The 21,033-nt window shown below is 73.6% G+C and carries 21 protein-coding genes; 14 read left to right on the forward strand and 7 right to left on the reverse strand.

The window, feature by feature from the left end:
• The first annotated feature begins 43 nt into the window (after positions 1 to 43).
• Positions 44 to 1,138 (forward strand): polyprenyl synthetase family protein, encoded by a 1,095-nt coding sequence (locus ACZ4YL_RS10840; RefSeq protein WP_468115434.1) that lies wholly within the window; start codon positions 44 to 46, stop codon positions 1,136 to 1,138.
• Positions 1,139 to 1,171: 33 nt separating this feature from the next.
• Here ACZ4YL_RS10840 and ACZ4YL_RS10845 read toward each other — a convergent pair whose 3' ends face one another.
• A complete protein-coding gene (locus ACZ4YL_RS10845) occupies positions 1,172 to 1,867 on the reverse strand; it encodes a DUF4386 domain-containing protein (RefSeq protein ID WP_468115436.1) in 696 nt (231 codons plus the stop codon).
• A gap of 138 nt (positions 1,868 to 2,005) precedes the next feature.
• Here ACZ4YL_RS10845 and ACZ4YL_RS10850 point away from each other — a divergent pair, with 138 nt between their 5' ends.
• Complete coding sequence (locus ACZ4YL_RS10850) at positions 2,006 to 2,704, forward strand: TetR/AcrR family transcriptional regulator C-terminal domain-containing protein (protein WP_468115437.1); 699 nt, start codon at positions 2,006 to 2,008, stop codon at positions 2,702 to 2,704.
• Positions 2,705 to 2,765: 61 nt separating this feature from the next.
• Here the strand turns inward: ACZ4YL_RS10850 and ACZ4YL_RS10855 are convergent, their stop codons facing one another.
• A complete protein-coding gene (locus ACZ4YL_RS10855; protein WP_468115439.1) occupies positions 2,766 to 3,209 on the reverse strand; it encodes a MarR family winged helix-turn-helix transcriptional regulator in 444 nt (147 codons plus the stop codon).
• Positions 3,210 to 3,368: 159 nt separating this feature from the next.
• On the opposite strand from ACZ4YL_RS10855, the gene ACZ4YL_RS10860 reads away from it, so the two are divergent.
• Both ACZ4YL_RS10860 and ACZ4YL_RS10865 read left to right on the forward strand, forming a co-directional pair.
• Positions 3,369 to 4,952 carry an MFS transporter gene (locus ACZ4YL_RS10860; RefSeq protein WP_468115441.1) on the forward strand — a complete coding sequence of 528 codons (1,584 nt, stop codon included), beginning with the start codon at positions 3,369 to 3,371 and terminating at the stop codon, positions 4,950 to 4,952.
• A 177-nt stretch (positions 4,953 to 5,129) separates the two neighbouring features.
• Positions 5,130 to 5,342 (forward strand): hypothetical protein, encoded by a 213-nt coding sequence (locus ACZ4YL_RS10865; RefSeq protein ID WP_468115442.1) that lies wholly within the window; start codon positions 5,130 to 5,132, stop codon positions 5,340 to 5,342.
• Positions 5,343 to 5,410: 68 nt separating this feature from the next.
• On the opposite strand, the gene ACZ4YL_RS10870 is transcribed toward ACZ4YL_RS10865, so the two are convergent.
• Positions 5,411 to 5,725 (reverse strand): NIPSNAP family protein, encoded by a 315-nt coding sequence (locus tag ACZ4YL_RS10870; RefSeq protein WP_468115444.1) that lies wholly within the window; start codon positions 5,723 to 5,725, stop codon positions 5,411 to 5,413.
• 125 nt (positions 5,726 to 5,850) lie between these two features.
• Between ACZ4YL_RS10870 and ACZ4YL_RS10875 the strand changes: the two genes are divergently transcribed.
• From ACZ4YL_RS10875 to ACZ4YL_RS10895, 5 genes are all read left to right on the forward strand, one after another.
• Positions 5,851 to 7,104, forward strand: a complete 1,254-nt coding sequence (locus ACZ4YL_RS10875; RefSeq protein WP_468115445.1) for a TerD family protein — start codon at positions 5,851 to 5,853, stop codon at positions 7,102 to 7,104.
• Positions 7,105 to 7,231: 127 nt separating this feature from the next.
• Positions 7,232 to 9,931 carry a class III lanthionine synthetase LanKC gene (gene lanKC / locus ACZ4YL_RS10880; RefSeq protein ID WP_468115446.1) on the forward strand — a complete coding sequence of 900 codons (2,700 nt, stop codon included), beginning with the start codon at positions 7,232 to 7,234 and terminating at the stop codon, positions 9,929 to 9,931.
• Positions 9,928 to 10,065, forward strand: a complete 138-nt coding sequence (locus ACZ4YL_RS10885; protein WP_301364230.1) for a SapB/AmfS family lanthipeptide — start codon at positions 9,928 to 9,930, stop codon at positions 10,063 to 10,065. The genes lanKC and ACZ4YL_RS10885 overlap by 4 nt, the downstream gene beginning before the upstream one ends.
• Before the next feature lie 74 nt (positions 10,066 to 10,139).
• Positions 10,140 to 11,972: an ATP-binding cassette domain-containing protein gene (locus ACZ4YL_RS10890; protein WP_468115448.1), complete on the forward strand. Its 1,833-nt coding sequence runs from the start codon at positions 10,140 to 10,142 to the stop codon at positions 11,970 to 11,972.
• Entirely contained in the window at positions 11,969 to 13,768 is a 1,800-nt protein-coding gene (locus ACZ4YL_RS10895) for an ATP-binding cassette domain-containing protein (protein WP_468115450.1), read from the forward strand. The genes ACZ4YL_RS10890 and ACZ4YL_RS10895 overlap by 4 nt, the downstream gene beginning before the upstream one ends.
• A 30-nt stretch (positions 13,769 to 13,798) precedes the next feature.
• Here the strand turns inward: ACZ4YL_RS10895 and ACZ4YL_RS10900 are convergent, their stop codons facing one another.
• Entirely contained in the window at positions 13,799 to 14,413 is a 615-nt protein-coding gene (locus tag ACZ4YL_RS10900) for a response regulator transcription factor (RefSeq protein WP_468115452.1), read from the reverse strand.
• Between the two features lie 389 nt (positions 14,414 to 14,802).
• On the opposite strand from ACZ4YL_RS10900, the gene ACZ4YL_RS10905 reads away from it, so the two are divergent.
• Both ACZ4YL_RS10905 and ACZ4YL_RS10910 read left to right on the forward strand, forming a co-directional pair.
• Positions 14,803 to 15,210, forward strand: coding sequence for a YciI family protein (locus ACZ4YL_RS10905; protein ID WP_468115454.1), 408 nt, complete (start codon positions 14,803 to 14,805; stop codon positions 15,208 to 15,210).
• A gap of 8 nt (positions 15,211 to 15,218) precedes the next feature.
• Positions 15,219 to 16,367 carry an RNA polymerase sigma factor gene (locus tag ACZ4YL_RS10910; protein ID WP_468115634.1) on the forward strand — a complete coding sequence of 383 codons (1,149 nt, stop codon included), beginning with the start codon at positions 15,219 to 15,221 and terminating at the stop codon, positions 16,365 to 16,367.
• Positions 16,368 to 16,389: 22 nt separating this feature from the next.
• On the opposite strand, the gene ACZ4YL_RS10915 is transcribed toward ACZ4YL_RS10910, so the two are convergent.
• Genes ACZ4YL_RS10915 through ACZ4YL_RS10925 form a run of 3 tightly spaced genes read right to left on the reverse strand, consistent with a single transcriptional unit; the run spans position 16,390 to position 18,792 of the window.
• Positions 16,390 to 17,235 (reverse strand): alpha/beta fold hydrolase, encoded by an 846-nt coding sequence (locus tag ACZ4YL_RS10915; RefSeq protein ID WP_468115456.1) that lies wholly within the window; start codon positions 17,233 to 17,235, stop codon positions 16,390 to 16,392.
• Complete coding sequence (locus tag ACZ4YL_RS10920) at positions 17,235 to 17,672, reverse strand: ribosomal maturation YjgA family protein (RefSeq protein WP_468115457.1); 438 nt, start codon at positions 17,670 to 17,672, stop codon at positions 17,235 to 17,237. Before ACZ4YL_RS10920 ends, ACZ4YL_RS10915 begins: the two co-directional genes overlap by 1 nt.
• A gap of 55 nt (positions 17,673 to 17,727) precedes the next feature.
• Positions 17,728 to 18,792 carry an alkene reductase gene (locus ACZ4YL_RS10925; RefSeq protein WP_468115459.1) on the reverse strand — a complete coding sequence of 355 codons (1,065 nt, stop codon included), beginning with the start codon at positions 18,790 to 18,792 and terminating at the stop codon, positions 17,728 to 17,730.
• Between the two features lie 155 nt (positions 18,793 to 18,947).
• Here ACZ4YL_RS10925 and ACZ4YL_RS10930 point away from each other — a divergent pair, with 155 nt between their 5' ends.
• The 3 genes from ACZ4YL_RS10930 to ACZ4YL_RS10940 all read left to right on the forward strand — a co-directional run bounded on the left by ACZ4YL_RS10930 (position 18,948) and on the right by ACZ4YL_RS10940 (position 20,980).
• Complete coding sequence (locus ACZ4YL_RS10930) at positions 18,948 to 19,490, forward strand: MarR family winged helix-turn-helix transcriptional regulator (RefSeq protein WP_468115460.1); 543 nt, start codon at positions 18,948 to 18,950, stop codon at positions 19,488 to 19,490.
• A gap of 169 nt (positions 19,491 to 19,659) precedes the next feature.
• Complete coding sequence (locus tag ACZ4YL_RS10935; protein ID WP_468115462.1) at positions 19,660 to 19,977, forward strand: three-helix bundle dimerization domain-containing protein; 318 nt, start codon at positions 19,660 to 19,662, stop codon at positions 19,975 to 19,977.
• Between the two features lie 31 nt (positions 19,978 to 20,008).
• Positions 20,009 to 20,980: a polyphosphate kinase 2 family protein gene (locus ACZ4YL_RS10940; RefSeq protein WP_468115463.1), complete on the forward strand. Its 972-nt coding sequence runs from the start codon at positions 20,009 to 20,011 to the stop codon at positions 20,978 to 20,980.
• Positions 20,981 to 21,033: the final 53 nt, after the last annotated feature.

Raw genomic sequence — 21,033 nt, forward strand, 5'->3', positions numbered from 1 at the left:
GAGCGGATCCGGGCGGGCGGGGCCGTGATCGATACTGATCTTCATGCATGTCAACGTCTCCGCCACCACCCTGAAACGCGTCGCCGGTCACCGGATCCGCTTCGACGCCCGGTTCGAGCAGTACTTCGACGGCCTCGGCGAGCGCTTCGACGTCCCGGTGCCCAGCCGGTACGTCCCCCGCTGCCTGGAGCTCCTGCGGGAGTTCTCGATGCGCGGCGGCAAGCGGTTGCGGGTCGTCCTGCTGTACGAGGCGGCCCGGCTGGTCACCACCGACGAGATACCGGGGCTCGCCGAGGCCGCGCTGAGCATCGAACTGCTCCAGACGCACGGGCTCGTCCACGACGACATCATCGACGACGCGCCCCTGCGCCGCGGCGGCCCCTCGACGTACTACGCCTACCGCCGGGAGTTCCCCGGTCAGGACGCCACCGCCCTCGGGCTCGCGATACTCGCCGGGGACCTCGCCGCGTTCCTGTCCACCCAGGTGCTGCTGGAGGCCGAGGTTCCCGCCGAGCTCCGCCAGGCCCTGCTCGGCGTGCACACGCGCACCGCGGCGGAGACCGTGGCCGGGCAGCTGGCCGATCTGGAACGGGACTCGCACACCCTGCCCGACGAGGAGTTCCTGCACACCGTCACCGACTTCAAGAGCGCGCGGTACTCGATCCTCGCGCCGCTGACGATGGGCCTGCTGGCCGCGGGCGAGGATCCGGCGCCGCACCGCGCCCGACTGCACCGCTACTCCCGGCTGGTGGGCATCTCCGAGCAGATGCGCGACGACTTCCTCGACCTCTTCGGCCCGTCCGGCGACGACCCCGCGGCCGAGGCGAAGTCCACCGGGGCCGACATCCGCTCGGGGCGCCGCACCTACGCCGTCCGCGCGGTCCTGGCCGCCACGACCGGGGCCGACGCGGCCCTCGTCGAAGCCGCGCTCGGCGATCCCGGCTGCCCGGACGAGACCCTGGACCGGATCAGGGAGATCGCCCGCGCCGCCGGCGTGGACCGGCGGCTCAGGGCGGAGATCCGGCGGCACGCGGAGGCCGCCGCCGCCGAGGCCGCGGCCTGGGAACCGTACTGGCGCGCGGAGGCCGTGGAGTTCTTCCGGGGCCTGCCCCTGTGGAACGTGGACCGGATGTCCTGAGGGGGCGGTGCCGGCGGGAGCCGACGAGGGCCGTCATGCGGCGGCGGCGCTGCCGCCCGTCCCCGTGTCGAAGCCCTTGGCGAGCAGCCGGACGGCCAGCGTCACCTCCCAGGCGAACACGGGAAGCGCCGCGAGCGACCCGGCCACCGAGACCTGCTCGTAGATCCCGAACAGGACGGCGGTCGCCGAGGCGCAGATCATCGTCCCGCCGACCAGCCCCAGGACGGCGATCCACCGCGGTACGAGCCGCGAGGTGTACATCAGGCCGGCCAGCACCAGGGTGTTGGCCCCGAGGACGAAGTTCGGCCCGAACAGGAACGTCCAGTCGTGGAACGCCACCAGGGCCTGGCCGGCCGTGACCAGGGAAGCCCCGTCGGCGCCCGCCGCGCCCTCCGCCTGCCTCCTCAGCGTCACCACCGACAGCACGCTGATGATGCCGACGACGATGACGGCGGCCTCCAGCAGGCGCCCGCAGACGTAGCCGATGGCCGCCCCTTCGTTCCGCCTGCGCAGGACCGGGTACAGCGCGGCCCCCGTGCCCGTGACCGCCAGCGCGAGCACGAACTCGCACAGCGCGCCCAGGAAAACCTGGCTGTCGGCGCCCGGTCCGAGGACGTAGCCGGTGTCGTGCAGAACGGGACGGTAGAGCACGAGCCCGCCGATCGCGGCGACCTCGGTGACGAGGAACAGCGCTCCCGCGACGATCGCGGTTCTCCTGGTCGATCCCATACGGAACAGCCCCTCCCTCATGGGTGTACGGCGTACACCCGACGGTTGGCGCTCACCCTAGGTGTACGCCGTACACTCGTCAAGGCGGGACGGACGCCACCCGCACCACCCCGGGAACGGACCGAAGGAGAAGCCCACATGCCCCAGCAGCCACAGGAACCACGCCGGACCCCCCTGAGCCGGGACCGGGTGCTGCGCGCCGCCGTGGCCTTCGCCGACGGCGCCGGGATCGAGGCGCTGAGCATGCGCAGACTCGCCCAGGAGCTGGGCGTCGTCCCGATGGCGCTCTACAAGCACGTGGCCAACAAGGAAGAACTCCTGGACGGCATGGTGGAGGTCGTCGTCGCGGGCATCGAGGGCCAGGCCCCCGGATCCGACTGGAAGAGCGCGGTCCGCGGGCGGATCCTCGGGGCGCGCGGCGCCCTCCTCGCGCACACCTGGGCGGCTCAGGTGATCCGGTCGCGCACCAGCCCGACGCCTGCGGTGCTCGCGTACCTCGACTCGGTGATCGGAACGTTCCGGGCCGGCGGCTTCTCGACCGACCTCACCCACCACGTGATGCACGCCCTCGGCAGCCGGGTGCTGGGCTTCACCGAGGAGCTGTTCGACGACCCGGCGGGCACCGCACCGCAGGGCGAGCGGGCACAGGCGGCCGCGTACGAGGCGATGGCCCGGCGGTATCCCCACGTCACCGAACTGGCCCGGGCGGTGGCGCACGACCGGCGGTCGGTCGTCGGCCAGGGGTGCGACGACCAGTTCGAGTTCGAGTTCGCGCTCGACCTCCTCCTGGACGGATTCGAACGACTCCACGGGCGGGGCTGGAAGTCCACACCCTGAGCCGTCCGACGGCCCCCGGACCGGCCGAGCCCCGGGTCGACACCCGGGGGCCCGGGCCGGGTCACTTCCTCCCCGCCTCCTGGCGGGCGTTCGACATGGCCGACAGCCAGGCGAACGCCGCCTCGCACTGCTCCTCCGTCAGCCCCGCCTCCAGTTCGGCCTCGCGGCGCCGGACGGCCGGGAGCGCGTCCTCGTAGCGCGTGTGCCCGAGCTCGGTGAGGCTCAACTGGTGCGTCCTGCGGTCGGTGGCGTGAGGGGCCCGGACGATCAGGCCGTCACGTTCCAGCGCCGCGAGCATCTCGTTGGCGGCCTGGCGGGAGCTCCCGACCAGGCGGGCCAGCTGCGCCACCGAGATGCCCGGGGACTGCCCCACGATCATCAGGGTCGCGAACTGCGGGACGGTGAGCCCGAATTCCTCCAGCTCGGCCCCGATCGCGGCCCGCATGCTGAGCCAGGCGTGGCGCACCACGAAGCTCAGCACCCGACGGTGACTCTGCTCGCCCATCGGACGACCTCCGGATTCACGATTGACAGGTACTTTACGAGTTTGCCACGATGAGAGAACCGTCAGGTACTTGACGATTCTTGACGGCGCGCCACCGCCGCATGCTCCGCGACGCGCGCCACCGAAACGTAACTCACCCTGATCCGAAGGCAGTCACGCATGTCCTCACCCATGTCACCGGTGTCGTCCACCCCGACACCGGCCCGTCAGCGGCTCATCCTCGGCGTCCTCGTCTTCGCCCAGCTCCTCATCTGGCTCGACGGCACCATCCTGACCACCGCGTTCGAGACGCTCTCCGACCCCGTCCGGGGGTTAGGCGCCACCCCCGGCCAGCTCCAATGGGCCACGGGCGCCTACACACTGGCCTTCGCCGGCCTGATGTTCACCGGAGGCGCGCTCGGTGACCGGTTCGGCCACCGCAACGTCCTGCTGACGGGCATGGCCCTCTTCGGCGCCGCCTCCGCCCTCGCCGCCTACGCCACCACGCCTGACCAACTCATCGCCGCCCGCGCCGTGATGGGCGCCGGCGCCGCGCTGCTCGTCCCGGCCACCATGGCGGTGGTCAGCTGGACGTTCGAGCCCGCGCAGCGCCCGGCCGCCTTCGGCACCCTGTCCTCCTTCGCCGGCGTCGGCCTCGCCGCGGGGCCGGTCCTCGCCGGGGTACTGCTCGCAAGGTTCTGGTGGGGGTCGGTGTTCCTCGTCAACGTGCCCGTCGTCGTCCTCGGCCTCGGCTTCATCGCCCGGTACGTGCCCAACTCCCGCAGCCCGCAGGTCCGCCGCCTCGACCCGGCCGGGCTGCTGCTGTCGACCGGCGGCCTGGGCATCCTCGCCTACGGTCTGATCCGCGCGGGCCAGGACGCCTCCTTCGCCCAGCCGCGCGTCTGGGGGTCCACCCTCGTCGGCGTCGCGCTGATCGCCGCGTTCGTCGTGGTCGAGCTGCGGATCGCCCACCCGAGCTTCGACCCCCGGCTGCTGGCACAGCGCCGCTTCGCCGCCGGGAACCTCACCCTGATGACGGTCTTCCTGGCCATGACGGCCGGATCCTTCTACCTCGCCTTCTACCTGCAAGGCGTCCGCCGGTACTCGGCGCTGGACGCCTCGCTCCTCGCGCTCCCGGGAGCCCTCGGGGTGGTCGTCGGCTCCCCGATCGCCGTCCGGCTGGCCCGCCGGACCTCCGTCCGGCTCGTCTCCTCGATCGCGCTGGCCGTCGCAGCCGTGTCGATGGGATCCTTCGCCCTCTTCGGCGCGACCACACCGATCGTCTGGTACGCGGCGGCCGTGCTGGTCCAGGGCACCGCCATCGGCATGGTGATCGCTCCCGTCACGGGCGCGGTACTGGGCTCCCTGCCGCTGGAGCGGTCCGGCGCGGGCAGCGCGGTCAACAGCACCCTGCGCCAGACCGGCAGCGTGCTGGGCATCGCGGCGGGCGGCACGATCACCTCGATCGTCTACCGGCGTTCGATCGACGGCTCGCTGACCGGCCTCCCGGATTCGGTGCGGGAACCGGCGCGGGTCTCGGCCGAACTCGCCCGGCACGTGGCGGCGGCCACGCACGACACCCGGCTCGCCGCGGCCGCCGACACCGCCTTCCTGCACGCCATGCACGTCGGAGCGCTCTGGACGGCCGGGTTCGCGCTGATCGGCGCGGTCGTCCTGGCCGTCGGACTCCGGCCGGACCGCCCCGCGGCGCACGAGCGGGAGCGGGCCGGGGAGGAGAAGCGTCCGGCGCACGTGCCGAGTTAGTTCCACGCCCTCGTGACACGCGGCCGACGAGTCCCCCGCGGGCGGTCGGCACCGGGCGCGGCATTCGGGTGGCGGCCCGCCGTGTCGGGCCGCCCGCCCCGGCCCGGTTCGCCATCCTGGGCCAGGCACGGCATCGCGATCGCCGCTGCCCTCCCCCACGGCGAGAAGGAGTACGGCATGCCGACGGACGCGGTCGGGCGTTTCCTCGCGGCTCTGGGACCGCAGCAGCAGGACGCCGTCACCAGCAGACCGCCGGAGGATCAGGAGCGGCTCGCGGCCGCCTGGGAGCGGGAGCTGGCCTCGGACGACGAGCTCGACACGCTCGACGAACTGTCACCGCCCGCGGCGGAGGCCGAGGCCGCCCGTCGTGTCATGGACCGCGAACGGTGACCTGACCTCGCGGGCCGGTCCGGTCCGGCGCCCACCTGCCGCCACACACGGGCGCCGGACCGGACCTTTCAGAGGCCGGGGGCGTCGAGCGGCCGCAGGAAGCGGCGCTCGTACCGCTTGATGCAGCGGGTCTCGCGCGCCAGGTCGAAGGCGGCCTGGCACTCCGGATCGGACATGCTGTCCGTGCGGTACTGCTCGTAGGCGGCGAAGCCGGGGAAGGAGAAGAGGGCGTAGGCGATGTCGCTGTCGCCTTCGCTGGGCAGGAAGTAGCCGTGGTGGGTGCCTCCGAACCGGTTGACCAGCCGGACCCAACGGCGCCCGTACTCCTCGAAGTCCGCGAGCTTGTCGACGTCGATCTCGTACTTCAGATGAATGGTGATCACCGCCCCATCATGCCGTGACCCCACAACTTCCCCCGGCACTGGAGCAATCGCCGCCTTCGGGGCGGGGAACGGGCCGAATCCTCGTACGCTGCGGAAGTGGGAGACACCTGGCGGAAGGGGACCGCATGTCCATGCGGAAGGGTGCCAACGTACCGGTGCCGAGCACCACGGTCCGGGTGGAGCTGGGCTGGCAAGGGGGTCCCGGAGCGCCTGATGTGGACGTGTCCGCCCTGCTGCTGACGGCAGCCGGCAAGGTGCGGTCGGACGACGACTTCGTGTTCTACAACCAGCCCGTGCACCCCAGTGGGGCCGTGCGCCACGAGGGACGGCGTCAGGACGGCACGGGCGTGCTCGAAACGATCGGGGTGACCCTGTCCGGGGTGGAGGAGGAGATCGGGACCGTGGTGGTCGCGGCGTCCACCGACGGCACGTTCGGTCAGGTGTCCGGCCTCTTCGTACGCGTCCTGGACGCGCGGAGCGGTGCCGAGACGGCACGGTTCGACGCCACGGATGCCACGTCGGAGACCGCGTTCGTGCTCGGGGAGCTGTACCGGCGGGCGGGCGCGTGGAAGTTCCGGGCGGTGGGCCAGGGGTACGCCTCCGGTCTGGCCGGGCTCGCCACCGACTTCGGGATCACGGTCGACGATTCCGCCCCGGCCCCGGCCCCACCTCCGCCGGTGCCGGTGCCGGTGCCGGTGCCGGTGCAGCGGGCGGTGACTCCGCCCGAGCCCGCCCGTCCGGTACAGCTGTCGAAGATCACCTTGACGAAGGCGGCGCCCGCGGTGTCGCTGACCAAGCAGGGTGCCACCTCCGGGGGCATGCGGGTCAATCTCACGTGGAGCGCCGCCGTGCCGCCGCGCGGCTGGATGCGGAAAGGGAAGGACGCCGTCCGGCTGGCGGACGTCGATCTCGACCTCTCCTGCCTGTGGGAGCTGCGGAACGGAACGAGGGGGATCGTCCACCCCATCGACAACCAGTTCGGCTCGTTCCACCAGCCGCCGTACATCCAGCTGGACCACGACGACCGGACCGGTGCCAGCGAGGCCGGCGAGAATCTCATGATCAATCTCGACCACGCGGCCGAGATCGAGCGCCTCCTGGTGTTCGTGGTCATCTACGCCGGGGCCACCAGTTTCGCGGGGCTTCAAGGGGTCGCCACGCTCCATCCGCCCGTCGGTCCGCCGATCGAGGTGCGCCTGGACGAATGCACCGTCCCGTCGCCGGTGGCCGCGATCGCACTGATCGAGAACGTGGGCGGGGAGCTGATCGTCCGGAGGGAGGCGAAGTACCTCCTGCCGGCGCCCGGCGTCTTCAAGCAGCAGGCGGCGGACATCGAGTACGGCTGGGGCATGAGCTGGCAGTCGGCGAGCAAGGACTGACCCGCCGACCCCCCTTCCGGCTCTTGGTGACTCGTGCGTACTGCACACCCCATCGGTGACAGCCGCGACTGTCGCGGCCCTCGGAGCGCGTGACAGCGTGGGCACGTCACCGACCGAGGGAGCAGGAGTGAACAAGGGGTACGCCGCCTTCTGCGACGCCGACCGCTGGTTCTACGACGCGCCGTACCGGCGGGCCGAGCAGAACTACCCGGCCGCGCTCGCCCCCATACCGGCGGGGTGGCAGACACACCGCAGCGGGGACTGGCTGGCGCTGCGGCCCGTCGACGCCCGGCTGCCCTCCCAGGGTTGGAAGATCCACGTCTCGGCATGCCTGGACAACGCCGAGTCCGTCCTCGAACGGGTCCGCGCGTACTGCCTGGAGCGCCGGATCGCTTTCAAGTTCGTACCGAGCCGGTACCTGCTGCACTTGCGCAACGCGAAGTACGCCGACCGCGCGGCGAGCGGCAAGTTCCTCACCGTGTACCCGGCGGACGAGGAGGCGTGCCGGCGCGTCGCCGAGGAGCTCGACGCGCTGCTGGCCGGGGAGCCGGGCCCGTACATCCTGAGCGACCTGCGCTGGAACGACGGGCCCGTGCACCTGCGTTACGGGAGTTTCACCCTGCGGCACTGCTACGACGACCGCGGCGAGCTCGTCCCGGCAATCGAGACCCCGGACGGCCGGCTCGTACCGGACCCGCGGGGTCCGGTGTTCCAGCCGCCCGAGTGGGCCGGGCTGCCCGCGTTCCTCGCGCCCCATCTGGCCCGGCGTGCCGCCGTCACCCTCGAAGGCCTTCCCTACACGGTCGAACGCGCCCTGCACTTCTCCAACGGTGGCGGTGTCTACGCCGGCCGTGACGTGCGTACCGGCGAACCGGTCGTCCTCAAGGAAGCACGCCCCTTCGCGGGGCTCGCGGCCGACGGGGCGGACGCCGTAACCCGGCTGCACCGCGAACGCAGGGCCCTGGAGCAACTGGCCGGGCTGGACTGCGTGCCCGCGGTCCACGGCACCTTCACCGTCGGGGACCACCACTTCCTCGTGATGCAGTACCTGGAAGGCAAACCCCTCAACACCTACTTCGCCCGCCGGCACCCGCTGATCGAGGCGGACCCCGATCCCGCGGAGCTCGCGGAGTACACCCGGTGGGCGCTGGAGGTCCATCGGCAGGTGACGCATGCCGTGGAGGCGGTGCACGCCCGCGGCATCGTCTTCAACGACCTCCACCTGTTCAACATCATGGTCGCGGAGGACGAGGGGACCGGGGGGATGTCGGTCGCGCTGCTCGACTTCGAGGCCGCCGCCCACGTGGACGAGGGGCTCCGCCAGACCGTCGCCAACCCGGCCTTCGTCGCCCCGGCCGGCCGGCGCGGTTTCGCCGTCGACCGGTACGCCCTGGCCTGCCTGCGGCTGGCCCTGTTCCTGCCGCTGACCAGCCTGCTGGCGCTGGACCGGGCCAAGGCGGCGCACCTGGCCGACATCGCCGCCGAGCAGTTCCCGGTGCCCCGTGGGTTCCTCGACGAGGCGGTACGGGAAATCATCGCGGACCCCGGTCCCGATCCCGGCCCTCGTTCCGGCGGTGGTTCCGGCGGTCGCGTGGTCGTACCCCGTGCCCGCCCCTACCTGCCGGTCGAGCCGGGCGACCTGGCGGCCGCATGTGCCTCGATGACGGCGGCGATCCGGGCGAGCGCCACCTTCGACCGCGAGGACCGCCTCTTCCCCGGGGACCCGGCCCAGTTCGCGACCGCCGGCGGCGGAACCGGATTCGGCTACGGAGCGGCCGGTGTGCTGTACGCGCTCGCCGAGACCGGCGCCGGCCCGTGGCCCGAGGCCGAGGAATGGCTGCTGGCCCGTACGAAGGAGCCGGCCTCCGGGATGCCGCTGGGCTTCTACGACGGCCTCGCCGGTCTCGCCTGGACGCTGGAACGGCTCGGCCACCGCGACCGCGCGCTCGCCCTCGCCGAACAACTGCTGGGCCAGCCCTGGCAGTCGGCCGGACCCGACCTGCACGGCGGACTCGCCGGCATCGGCCTGGCCCTGGACTCCCTGGGCTCGGCCACCGGCGAGGGCGAACTGCACGCCGCGGCCCTGCGCTGCGCCGAGCTCCTCGCCGATGCCGCGTCCACGTCCACATCCATATCTACGTCCGCGTCCGCGACCGGGCCGAAACGGGCCGGTCTGCTCCACGGGCACAGCGGCCCCGCGCTGCTCCATCTGCGGCTCTACGAGCGCACCGGCGACCAGGAGTCGCTGATCCGGGCCGGCCGGGCCCTGCACCGCGATCTCGACCGCTGCGTGACCAGCGCGTTCGGCACCCTGCAGGTCGACGAGGGCTGGCGCACGATGCCCTACCTCGGCGGCGGCAGCGTAGGGATCGGCATGGTGCTGGACGACTGGCTGGAGCATGCACGGGACGACCGCTTCGAACGGGCCCGGCCGGAGATCGTCCGCGCCGCCCAGGCGACCTTCTACGCCCAGCCCGGCCTGTTCCGCGGCGCGGCCGGCATGATCCTCCACCTGGCCCGGACCACGACGCCGGGTCCGGGTTCCGCCCCCGCGGACATCGCCCGGCAGGTGGAGGCCCTGGCCCGGCACGCGGTCCCGTACCAGGGCTTCCTGGCCTTCCCCGGCGAGCAGATGATGCGCCTGTCCATGGACCTGTCCACGGGCACGGCCGGCGCGCTCCTCGCCCTCGGCGGCGCCACGCCCGGCGGGCGCGCGCACCTGCCGTTCCTCCCGCCGCCGCGGTCCACCGCGGCGGCCCCAGAGCCGGTCCCCCTCGCGGGGGCCGTGACCCATCGGAACACCACAGTGAAGAGGAAACGGACATGACGCTTCTCGACCTGCAGTCGATGGAAACCCCCAAGGAAGAGGCCACCGAGGCCGCGCACCTCACCGGTGGCGGCAGCCGCGCCAGCCTGCTCCTCTGCGGCGACAGCAGCCTGAGCATCACGACCTGTAACTGATCAGGGATCAGGTCCTCCTGGGCCCGGGCGGTTCGCCGCCCGGGCCCGCACCACACCCCTGGAGCCCGCGCCCCATGACCGTGCCCGATCCCCCCGGCGAGGCGCCGGCCGACCGCGCGGCCCACCGGGCGCTGCGGGCGGCCGCGCGGCACAGCGCAGGCCGCCTCGCCGCCGCGGCCGGCTGCGCGGTGGCCGCCGCCGGCGCGGCCCTGGCCGAGCCGGCGGTCCTCGGCCACACCCTCGATCTGCTGCTGCGGCAGGACCCCGCCGGCACCCGGTGGACCGCATGGTGCGCGGCGGTGATCGCCGCCGAGGTGCTGCTCGACGCGGCGACGGCCCGGCTCACCGGCGGTGTCGACGCCCGCTCCACCGCCTGGCTGCGGCGGCTCGGGCTCGGCCGGCTGCTGGGCACCGCGCCGCACCATGCCGCGCGCCACTCCCCCGGTGAGCTCTCCGCCCGGCTGACCGCGCAGGCCACCGCCGCCGGCGCCGTACCGGCGGCCGTCGTGACCGCGTCCATGGCCCTGGTCCCCCCGCTCGGCGGACTCGTGGCGCTGTTCCTGGTCGACGTATGGACCGCGCTGGCCTTCCTCGCCGGACTCCCGCTGCTCGCCCTGCTGCTGAGGGCGTTCGCCCGCGACGCGGGGGCCAGCGTCAGCCGCTACCAGGAGGTGCAGCTCGACCTGGCCGGCCGCCTCGTGGAGGCCCTCGGGGGCGCCCGTACGATCGCCGCCGCCGGTACCTCCGAGCGCGAACAGGCCCGCGTACTGGCCCGGTTGCCGGAGCTCGGCGCCGAGGGGCGGCGGACGTGGCGGATCTACGGCGCGACCGTGGCGCGTACCGGTGCCCTCATGCCCCTGCTGCTGTACGTGGTCCTCGGTGTGGGCGGGGTCCGCCTCGCGGAGGGGGCCCTCGGCGTCGGCGGCCTCCTCGCCGCCGTCCGCTACGCGGGCCTCGCGGCCGGGGTGGGCGCCGTGACGGGGCGGCTGGCGGCCGTGGTGCGCGGCCGGGCCGCCGCCCGCCGCACCGCAGCCCTCTTCGTGCTCCCCGAACTCCCGCAGGGTGAGCGCCGGTTGCCCGAGGCGGGGCCGGGGACGCTGGAGCTGCGCGGGGTACGGGTGGTACGCGCGGGCACCGTGCTGCTGCACGACGTCGACCTGCGGATCCCCGGTGGGGCAACCGCCGTCGTGGTCGGCCGCTCGGGCTCCGGCAAGACGACGCTGGCCGCCGTGGCAGGACGGCTCACAGCGTGCGACCAGGGCCGGGTCCTGCTCGACGGCGTGCCGCTCGACGAGCTGTCGGCCGGGGAGCTGCGCCGCGAGGTCGGCCACGCCTTCGAACGGCCGGCCCTCTTCGGGGGGAGCGTCGCGGCCGCCGTCGCCTTCGGCGGCGGGCCGGATCCCCACGCGAACCGGGACCCCGGCCCCGACCCCGACCGGGACCTGGAGGCCGTGCGCGCGGCCGCGCGGGCGGCCGTTGCCGATGCCTTCGTCCGCCGCCTGCCCGAGGGGTACGACACCGCGCTCGCGGACGCTCCGCTGTCCGGCGGGGAGCTACAACGCCTCGGCCTGGCACGGGCGTTCTGCCGTGCGGGGCGGCTGCTCGTCCTGGACGACGCGACGTCGAGCCTGGACACCCTCACCGCCCGCGAGGTGGAACGGGCCCTAGCGAGCGAGGTCCGGCCGGGGACCCGCCTCGTCGTCGCCCACCGCGTTTCCACGGCCGCCCGCGCCGACCTGGTCGTCTGGCTCGACGCGGGACGGGTCCGGGCCACCGGTACGCACGCGGAACTGTGGCGGGACCCCGGCTACCGGGCGGTGTTCGGCGCGGGGGCGGACCGGGACCAGGAAGCGGGACAGGAACCGGAACCGGCTGCCGGGCCGCCCGGCCGGGAGCCGGTCCGATGAACGAGTACGGCACCTGGCGCCGGGTGTCCCGCGAGGGCCGCCGCTTCCTGCGCGGGCGGATCCGGACACTGTGCCGGCTCGCGCTCTGGTCCCTGCTGGAGTCCGCGCACACCTTCCTCGGCGGTTACGCGGTGGCCCGCGCCCTCGACGACGGCTTCCTCGCCGGCCGCACCGGTACCGGCATCGGCTGGCTGGCCGCGGCCGGTGGGGGCGCTCTGCTCGGCGCCCTCGCCCTGCGCGGGGTGTTCGGCGGGCTCGCGGACCTGGTGGAACCGCTGCGCGACGGCCTGGTGCGGCGTTCCGTGCGCCAGGCGATCGGGCGCGCCGTCGCCGATCCCGGGCGGGCCGGTGACTCGGGTGCGGTCTCCCGGCTCACGCAGCAGACCGAGATGGCCCGGGACTCCTTCGCCGGACTGGTCCTGATCGCCCGGTCGTTCGTCTTCACCGCCCTGGGCGCGCTGCTCGGGCTGGCCGCGCTGGCCCCCGTCCTGCTGGTCCTCGTACTGCCCGCGCTGCTCCTGGGCACGGCCGCCTTCCTCGCCACGCTGCACCCGATGGCACGGGTGCAGCGTGCGGCGCTCGACGCCGACGAGGCGTTGTCCGGGCGCGCGGGCGAACTGGCGGCGGGGCTGCGCGACGTCGTCGCGTGCGGGGGCGGGGCGAGCGCCGGAGCCGGGGTGGAGCCGCTGATCGCCGAGCAGGAGCGGCTGACCGGGCGGCTCGCGCGGTGGACCGCCCTGCGCACGCTGGCCCTGGGCGTCGCGGGCCGGCTGCCGGTCGTCGTCCTGCTGGCCGGAACGCCCTGGCTGCTCGGGCGCGGGGTGAGCGCGGGGGCGGTGGCCGGGGCCCTCACCTACCTCGTGCAGTCGCTGCTGCCCGCCCTGGACGCGCTGATGACGGCGGTGGGCGCGGCGGGCACGCGGCTGCTGGTGGTGCTGGACCGGTTCTGCGATCCGGAACCGGCGGCCCCGCGGCCGGACTCCGAACCCCGGGCGGCGGACCCGGGGCCGGTACCCGCACCGCCGGATCCGCCCGCACCGCCCACGCCCGCTCCCGCGCCCGCGCCCGCCGTCGAACTGCGTCGGGTCCGCTTCGCGTACGGTCCCCGCGCGCACCCGGTGATCGACGGCCTCGACCTGGTGGTCGGGCCGGGCGAACACCTGGCCGTGGTGGGTCCGAGCGGCATCGGCAAGTCCACCCTCACCGCCCTGATCGCCGGCCTGCTGGCGCCCGGCCGGGGAACCGTACGGGTGGCGGGCGCCCCCGCGCGCGGCGCCCCGGAGCACGGTGGCCCGGGGCCCCGCCCCGACCTCCGCCGGACGCTGCTGCCCCAGCAGGCGTATGTGTTCACGGGGACGGTCCGCGAGAACCTGACCCACCTGTGCCCGGGCCCGGTGCCTCGGGGCGAGGTGGAGCGGGCCACGGCCGCCCTCGGCGCGGACGCACTCGTGGCCCGGCTCGGCGGACTGGACGGGGCCGTCGATCCGGGCCGGCTCACCCCGGGCGAGCGGCAGCACCTCGCCCTCGCCGCCGCCTACCTCTCCCCCGCCCCCCTGCTGCTGCTGGACGAGGCCACCTGCCACCTCGACCCCCGGACCGAGGAACGCGCCGAGCGGGCGCTCGCGGAACGCCCCGGCACGCTGGTGGTGGTCGCCCACCGCATCTCCTCGGCCGTCAGGGCCGACCGGGTCCTCGTACTCGACGGGACCCGGGCGGTGTGCGGCACGCATGCGGAGCTCCCGGCCAGGTCACCCCTGTACCGGGAGCTGGTGGGCCTGTGGAACGCGCAAGGGTGAGGGAGGGGCCCGGGAACCCGGGCCGGCGGCTCAGACCCAGCCGGCGCGCCGGGATATCCGGATGGCGTCGATCAGGTTGCGGGCGCCGGTCTTCCGGGTCACGGCGGCCATGTAGTTGCGTACGGTTCCACTGGCGAGGTGCAGGGCGCGGGCTATCTCCGCGATCGAGTCGCCCTCGGCGGCGCGGGCCAGCACACTCAGCTCGCGCGGACTGAGCGGCACGGGGTCGGCTTCCATGAAGGCCGAGGCGAGCGTGGCGTCGATGAAGCGTTCTCCCGCCGCGACCTTCCCGATGGCCCGGACCAGCCGGGCGGGTGAGCCGTCCTTGTCCACGTAGCCGAGCGCCTGGGTACGGAACGCGCGCCGCAGGGAGCCCGGCAGGTCGGCCCGGGCGAGCACGAGCAGGGCTGTGGGCGTGGGCGAGTGGGGCAGGAGGCGGGCGGCGCCCGCGTCCTCGAGGAGGGCCGCCGAGACCCCCGGACAGTCGAGGTCCACGACCACCACGTCGGGTCGTAAGAATTCGGCCTGGCGCGCGGCGGCGCGCCAGGCGGCGGAGGTGACGTCGAAGTCGCCTTCGGATCTCAGCAGCGCGGCCAGGGCCGACCTCACGAGGCATACGCCGTGCAGCACCAGGACCTTGGTCATCGGGGTTCCCCTCACGAGACGATCGATCAGCATCAAGCGGCTGCCCAGCTACCGCGGTGAGGGAACGTCACGGCGGGAGGCGTGCGGGGGCGCGTGGCCTGAGCCGGGCGCTCCGCGCGTTCCACCCCCGCGCGACCGGTGGCCCTCCCACCTCGGCGGGCATCCGGAAAGCGCCGCGGAACCGCTCGGGAGCCGGAGATCCGGATGGGCTGATTCCGCGTGCATTCGGCGGGATCAGCCCCGGCCCGGGTCCGCTCGCACCGGCTCATCCATACATGTCGAAAAAACTTCGGACGGGATTCGGACGGGATGTCGAGAACCCGTGGCCGGCTCCGTCCCAGGGGTGAACGCGACCACAATGGGTCGCACCAGGACCGAGGAGAACCATCATGGCCAAGTACCTGCTGCTCAAGCACTACCGCGGCGCCCCGGCAGCGGTCAACGACGTGCCCATGGACCGGTGGACGCCCGAGGAGATCTCGGCGCACATCCAGTACATGCACGACTTCGCGGCCCGGCTCGAAGGGACCGGCGAGTTCGTCGACGGCCAGGCACTCGCCCCCGAGGGGACCTTCGTCCGGTACGACGGGGAGGGGCGCCCGCCGGTCACCGACGGCCCGTTCGCGGAGACCAAGGACCTGATCGCCGGCTGGATGGTGATCGACGTCGACAGCTACGAGCGTGCACTCGAACTGGCCGGCGAGCTGTCGGCCGCCCCCGGTGCGGGCGGCAAGCCGATCCACGAGTGGCTCGAACTGCGCCCGTTCCTGGCCGCGCCGCCCACCATCACGGAATGACCTCACCGATGGACGAGGCCCTGCTCAGGAGCCTCACGCCCAGCGTGCTCGGGATCCTCGTCCGCCGCGGAGCCGACTTCGCGGCGGCCGAGGACGCCGTCCAGGAAGCGCTGATCGAGGCGGTCCGCACCTGGCCCGCCGACCCTCCGCGGGACCCGAAGGGCTGGCTGGTCACCGTGGCCTGGCGCCGGTTCCTCGACGCGACCCGCGCGGACACCGCCCGGCGCCGGCGCGAGGACGTCGTGGACGAGGAGCCGCCGCCCGGGCCGGCGCCCGCGGTGGACGACACGCTCCAGCTGTACTTCCTGTGCGCCCACCCGTCGCTGACGCCGTCGTCCGCGGTGGCGCTCACGCTGCGCGCCGTCGGCGGGCTCACCACCCGCCAGATCGCCCAGGCCTACCTGGTGCCCGAGGCGACCATGGCGCAGCGCATCAGCCGGGCCAAGCGCACCGTCTCCGGCGTACGGTTCGACCGTCCCGGCGATGTCGCCACCGTGCTGCGCGTGCTCTACCTGGTCTTCAACGAGGGCTACTCCGGCGACGTCGACCTCGCCGCCGAGGCCATCCGGCTCACCCGGCAGCTCGCGGCCCGGGTCGACCACCCCGAGGTGGCCGGGCTGCTGGCCCTCATGCTGATCCACCACGCCCGGCGCGCCACCCGGACCGCGGCCGACGGCAGTCTGGTGCCGCTCGCCGAGCAGGACCGCGGCCGGTGGGACACCCGGTCGATCGCCGAGGGCGTACGGATCCTGCAGGCGGCCCTCGCCCGCGACCGGCTGGGCGAGTTCCAGGCCCAGGCGGCCATCGCGGCGCTGCACGCCGACGCGCCCACCGCCGAGCAGACCGACTGGGTGCAGATCGTCGAGTGGTACGACGAGCTCGTGCTCCTGACCGGCAGCCCGGTCGTGCGACTCAACCGCGCGGTGGCCGTCGGCGAGGCCGACGGGCCACGGGCCGGACTGGCGGCGCTCGCGGCGCTGGACGACGCGCTGCCCCGCCACACCGCGGTGGCGGCGTACCTCCACGAGCGCGACGGCGACCCGGTGACGGCGGCGCGGCTGTACGCCGAGGCGGCCCGGAAGGCGCCCAACCTCGCCGAGCGCGATCACCTGATGCGCCAGGCCGCCCGGCTGAACAGCGCTCGCCGGTCCCCCTGACGGGCCCCGCCCGCCCGAGCCGTCACGTCCCGCCGTCGACCAGGGCGGCCAGCCGGTCGGGGGCCTCCTCCACCACGAGGTGTCCGGCCCCTGGGAGTACCCGGAGTTCGACGCCCAGCGTGCGGGTCACCGCCGGGCCGAGCCGCCTCGGCGGGAGAAACACGTCGCGCTCCCCGGTGAAGACCGTGCGGCGCACCGGCTTCGCCGGCAGGTCCGCCGTGCCGGGCGCCCCGCTGGAGCGGGAGTGCCGGGCCACCAGCGTCATCCACTCCACCAGCCGTTCCCTGGGCTCGTGGCCGGGGGCGAGCATGGCCCGCAGGAGCCTGGTGCTGCTCCTGGGGGCGGGCCGCAGGAACCACGCGGCGGAGGCGGCCAGCAGGCCAGGGGGCAGGCGCAGCCCGGTGAGGCCGCCGGGAGAGACGAGAACGAGGCGTTCGATGTGCCTGGACGCGCTCGACAGGGCGATGGCGGCGCCGAAGGAGTGGCCCATCACCACCACGGGGCCGGGCGAGGTCTTGTCGATCGCCTCGTCCAGCCATGCTCCGTACCAGGACAACCGGCCCCCGGCGAGGTTCCGGTCGCCGGAGCTGAGGCCGGGCTGTCCCGGGACGTCCAGCAGCGACACCCGGTGGCCGGCGGCGACGAGAGCCGTGGCCAGGGGCAGCGAGGCGGCCGCGTTGAAGTTGGTCCCCGGGACGAACACGACCGCGGTGCCACCGGTACCGGCGGACACGGCATGGGTCCGCGCTCCGTTGGCGTCCACCACGGTCCGCTCGTGCGGCACGTCCCACCCGTCGAGCTGTTCGTCGCACCAGCGCCGGATGAGTTCCCGGCCCACCGCGCTGCGATAGATCGAGTCCGGCGCCATCAGGACGGCCTCCGACCGGCCGTCCCGGACGGCCCGAGCGCGGTGTGCAGGAGCCGGCCCGCTGCCGCGCCGACCACGTACCAGAACAGGTCGGGTGCGTTGAAGGTGGAACCGAGGACCAGGCGGGCCACGGTGCTGTGCCGGGAGAGCTCCGCGGGTACGGCGGTCAGCTGGAGGAACTCGACGGCCCAGCTGGCGGCCAGCGCGGTACCGGCCGCCCGCAGGGGCGACAGCCGGGGCGCGGCCAGCACGACGAGGGTCAGCAGCAGCACGGTGTACAGGGCGTCTCCCCCGTACTTCGCCGTGCTCCCCGCCGCGACGGCCCGCAGTCCCAGCCCCGCACCCACGGTCACCACCGCGGCCCCGGCCGCCACCAGCCGGGTCCGCCGGAGGTCGGGGGCGGCGGCGCTGTCACGGCATCGGGGCAGGGAGTTCACGGGGCCATACTGCCGGACCCTCCGGACCGCCCCCACCCGCCCGGGCGGATCCCGGCTAGCGGGTCGGGTAGTCCGTGTAGCCGCGTGCGTCGCCCCCGAAGAAGGTGGCGGGGTCAGGGGTGTTGTACGGGCCTTCGGTGCGCAGGCGCTCCGGCAGGTCCGGGTTGGCCAGGAAGAGGGCTCCGAAGGCGAGGAGGTCGGCGACGCCGTCCTCGATCAGCGTGAGGGCGCGGTGGTCGGTGGGGCCCTCGGTCGCCGGGTTCAGCACGAACGGTCCGGAGAACTGCTTGCGCAGGGCGAGGGTGGCCTCGCGTGCCTCGGGGGCGTGCTCCAGGACGTGGAGGTAGGCCAGGCCGAGTCCGTCGATCTCCTGGACCAGGGCCTCGTAGACGGGCTGCGGGTCGGGCTCGGAGATGTCGTTGTACGTGTTGCCGGGCGAGACGCGCAGTGCCGTGCGCTCGGCGCCGATGGCGGCGGCCACCGCCTTGACCACCTCCACCGCGAAGCGGATCCGGTTCTCCGCGGAGCCGCCCCACTCGTCGGTGCGCAGGTTCGAGCCGGGGGCCAGGAACTGGTGGATCAGGTATCCGTTGGCCCCGTGCAGCTCCACCCCGTCGAAGCCGGCCTCGACCGCGTTGCGGGCGGCCTGCGCGTAGTCGGCGATGGTCTGCCGTACCTCGGCCCCGGTCAGCTCGTGCGGGGTGACGAAGTCCTTCATGCCGTCGCCGGCGAACAGCTGGCCCTGGGCGGCCACCGCCGACGGGGCCACGGGGACGAGGCCGTCGGGCAGCAGCGTCGGGTGGCCGATGCGGCCGGAGTGCATCAGCTGGGCGAAGATCCGGCCGCCGGCCGCGTGCACGGAGTCGGTGACCTCGCGCCAGGCAGCGACCTGCTCGGCGCTGTGCAGGCCGGGGGTGAAGGGGTAGCCCTGTCCGACGACGGAGGGCTGGATCCCCTCGGTGATGATCAGGCCGGCGGATGCGCGCTGGGTGTAGTACTCGGCGACGAGGCTGGTCGCGATGCCGCCCTGACCTGCGCGGCTGCGGGTCATCGGGGCGAGGGCGATCCGGTTGGAGAGGGTGGCGCCGGCCACGTGGACCGGTTCGAAGGCGCTGGTCATGTCTGCCCCACAAAGATAATTGGTCGGCCAATGATTGACTGCGGGATGCAGCGTACCTCATTACTTGGCCGACCAAGATAAAATGTGGGCGGACGGTAGAATCCACCCGGGGGATCCGCCGGAGATCTGCCGGACCGACCAGGAGGAGCGCTTCCATGACCGCGGAATCCGTACAGGAGCCGCGCTCCGCCGCGCAGTGCACGGCGGTGCCGAGTGCGGTGCTGGACGGGCCGGTGAGTCATGCGATCAGCCGGGTCTCCCGGCTCCACCGGATCGCGGCGGGCCGGGTCCTGCGGGACCTGGGGCTGCACCCGGGGCAGGAGTTCCTGATGATGCACCTCTGGGACAGCGGGGCCGTGCGCCAGTCCGAGCTGATCAAGGCGGTCGGCCTCGACCCCTCGACGGTGACCAAGATGCTCCAGCGCCTGGAGCTCTCCGGCCACGTGCGACGCCGCCCGGACCCCTCGGACCGGCGGGCCTCCCTGGTCGAGGCGACGGACGCCAGTTGCGGACTCCTGGTCGAGGTCCGCAGGGCATGGGGCGAACTGGAACGCCAGACCCTGGACGGCCTGGACACCGCCGAACGCGCCGAACTGGCCCGCCTCCTGGGCAAGGTCGAAGCCACCTTGTGCACGGAGGTCGCCCGCGGCGCCGGCGCGGAGTGCGATGCCGCCTACAAGAGCCCGGGCGGCTGCTAGCCCCCCAGGGGTGCCCCTTCGGGGCCTTGCCGGGCCCGGCCGCACGAGCCGCCTTCCCACATTCGCGCACCCGATGGGCGATCTTGTCCCGTTTGGCAGAGAATCGCCATGACGAACACCCTCACCCGATGTCGGCATGCGCGGACCGGCGGTCCGAAGGTCGTGGGATATGGCACCTGCAACGCTCCAGGGCGCGGAACGGACCGGGACCTCCCCCGCCATGGAAGATCCCGGGGCGCGGACAACGGAAGAGTGGTCACCCACCCCGGAGGAACTCGCGTCCCTCCGGACCACCGTGGCCCGGATGAAGGCGGCCTACCCGTCGGTCGACGCGGGCACCGTGGAGGCGACGGTCGAGGCCGCGTACGACGCGTTCCGGCAGGCCAGGGTCAGGAAGTACGTCCCGATCCTCGCCGAACGCCGGTCCCGTAAGGCGCTCGCCACCGCCACCGGGAGCACCCCGGACACAGCGGGGGACGGGCCGTGACCGCCGGGGGCCGGGGAAGGGGCGAGCGCTGATGTCCGACGAGAGAGCCGAACGCATCGCGGACTTCATCGAGCCGCTACGGGTGCGACCGGGGTCGAAGGTGCGTCTGGAACGGGACTTCGATCCCCGCTACAAGGCCGGCATGAAGAAGCGCGAGGGTACCGAACTGCTGCGGACCGGGGTGTCGCTGCTCGCCGAGTACCAGGAGCGGCTGGCCGCCCAGAACACCTACGGCGTGGTGCTCGCCCTCCAGGCACTCGACGCCGGAGGCAAGGACGGGACGATCCGCCACGTGATGAGCGGCGTCAACCCCCAGGGCGTACGGGTCAGCAGCTTCAAGGTGCCCTCCTCCGAGGAACTCGACCACGACTACCTGTGGCGCTACGCCCGGCGGCTGCCGGCACGCGGCGAGATCGCCATCTTCAACCGCTCGCACTACGAGGAGGTCCTCGTCGTACGGGTCCACCCCGAAGTCCTCCTGCGGCAGAAGCTGCCGGAGGACGTACTCGGGCCGGACATCTGGGACCGGCGCTACCGGGAGATCAACCGCTGGGAGCGCTACCTGACGGACAACGGGTTCAAGGTGGTGAAGATCTTCCTGAACCTGTCCAAGGAGGAGCAGCGCACCCGCTTCCTGAAGCGGATCGACCTGCCGGAGAAGAACTGGAAGTTCTCCGCCGCCGACGTCCGCGAGCGGCGCCGGTGGGACGAGTACCAGCACGCGTTCTCCGAGATGCTGTCGGCCACGAGCACGAAGTGGGCGCCGTGGTACGTCGTGCCGGCGGACCGGAAGTGGTTCGCACGGATCTGCGCGGGGGCGATCCTCGCGCACACCCTGATGGACATCGATCCCCAGTACCCCGATGTGGGGGAAGAGGCCCGCAAGGATCTCCTCGTCACCAAACGGGCGCTGGAACGGGAGGCGCCCGCCGGAGCCCCGGCCGATCCGTACGCCGCCCGGCACGGCAAGCCGAGGAGCAAGCCGAAGAAGAAGCGTGGCTAGCGGCCCTCGGACGGCGCGCGGCCGGCCCGGACGCGTCCGCGGCCCCGGATCGG

It is taken from the genome of Streptomyces sp. NPDC030021 (genome assembly GCF_055574035.1).

What these genes read in the sequence shown, in the direction of transcription:
- ACZ4YL_RS10845 (WP_468115436.1), bottom strand. Translation starts at nt 1,867, where the DNA reads ATGGGATCGACCAGGAGAACCGCGATCGTCGCGGGAGCGCTGTTCCTC.
- ACZ4YL_RS10895 (WP_468115450.1), top strand. Translation starts at nt 11,969, where the DNA reads ATGAACGAGTACGGCACCTGGCGCCGGGTGTCCCGCGAGGGCCGCCGC.
- ACZ4YL_RS10850 (WP_468115437.1), top strand. Translation starts at nt 2,006, where the DNA reads ATGCCCCAGCAGCCACAGGAACCACGCCGGACCCCCCTGAGCCGGGAC.
- ACZ4YL_RS10915 (WP_468115456.1), bottom strand. Translation starts at nt 17,235, where the DNA reads ATGGCGCCGGACTCGATCTATCGCAGCGCGGTGGGCCGGGAACTCATC.
- ACZ4YL_RS10840 (WP_468115434.1), top strand. Translation starts at nt 44, where the DNA reads ATGCATGTCAACGTCTCCGCCACCACCCTGAAACGCGTCGCCGGTCAC.
- ACZ4YL_RS10930 (WP_468115460.1), top strand. Translation starts at nt 18,948, where the DNA reads ATGACCGCGGAATCCGTACAGGAGCCGCGCTCCGCCGCGCAGTGCACG.
- ACZ4YL_RS10855 (WP_468115439.1), bottom strand. Translation starts at nt 3,209, where the DNA reads ATGGGCGAGCAGAGTCACCGTCGGGTGCTGAGCTTCGTGGTGCGCCAC.
- ACZ4YL_RS10900 (WP_468115452.1), bottom strand. Translation starts at nt 14,413, where the DNA reads ATGACCAAGGTCCTGGTGCTGCACGGCGTATGCCTCGTGAGGTCGGCC.
- ACZ4YL_RS10885 (WP_301364230.1), top strand. Translation starts at nt 9,928, where the DNA reads ATGACGCTTCTCGACCTGCAGTCGATGGAAACCCCCAAGGAAGAGGCC.
- ACZ4YL_RS10875 (WP_468115445.1), top strand. Translation starts at nt 5,851, where the DNA reads ATGTCCATGCGGAAGGGTGCCAACGTACCGGTGCCGAGCACCACGGTC.
- ACZ4YL_RS10860 (WP_468115441.1), top strand. Translation starts at nt 3,369, where the DNA reads ATGTCCTCACCCATGTCACCGGTGTCGTCCACCCCGACACCGGCCCGT.
- ACZ4YL_RS10865 (WP_468115442.1), top strand. Translation starts at nt 5,130, where the DNA reads ATGCCGACGGACGCGGTCGGGCGTTTCCTCGCGGCTCTGGGACCGCAG.
- ACZ4YL_RS10940 (WP_468115463.1), top strand. Translation starts at nt 20,009, where the DNA reads ATGTCCGACGAGAGAGCCGAACGCATCGCGGACTTCATCGAGCCGCTA.
- ACZ4YL_RS10905 (WP_468115454.1), top strand. Translation starts at nt 14,803, where the DNA reads ATGGCCAAGTACCTGCTGCTCAAGCACTACCGCGGCGCCCCGGCAGCG.
- ACZ4YL_RS10910 (WP_468115634.1), top strand. Translation starts at nt 15,219, where the DNA reads ATGGACGAGGCCCTGCTCAGGAGCCTCACGCCCAGCGTGCTCGGGATC.
- ACZ4YL_RS10935 (WP_468115462.1), top strand. Translation starts at nt 19,660, where the DNA reads ATGGCACCTGCAACGCTCCAGGGCGCGGAACGGACCGGGACCTCCCCC.
- ACZ4YL_RS10890 (WP_468115448.1), top strand. Translation starts at nt 10,140, where the DNA reads ATGACCGTGCCCGATCCCCCCGGCGAGGCGCCGGCCGACCGCGCGGCC.
- ACZ4YL_RS10925 (WP_468115459.1), bottom strand. Translation starts at nt 18,792, where the DNA reads ATGACCAGCGCCTTCGAACCGGTCCACGTGGCCGGCGCCACCCTCTCC.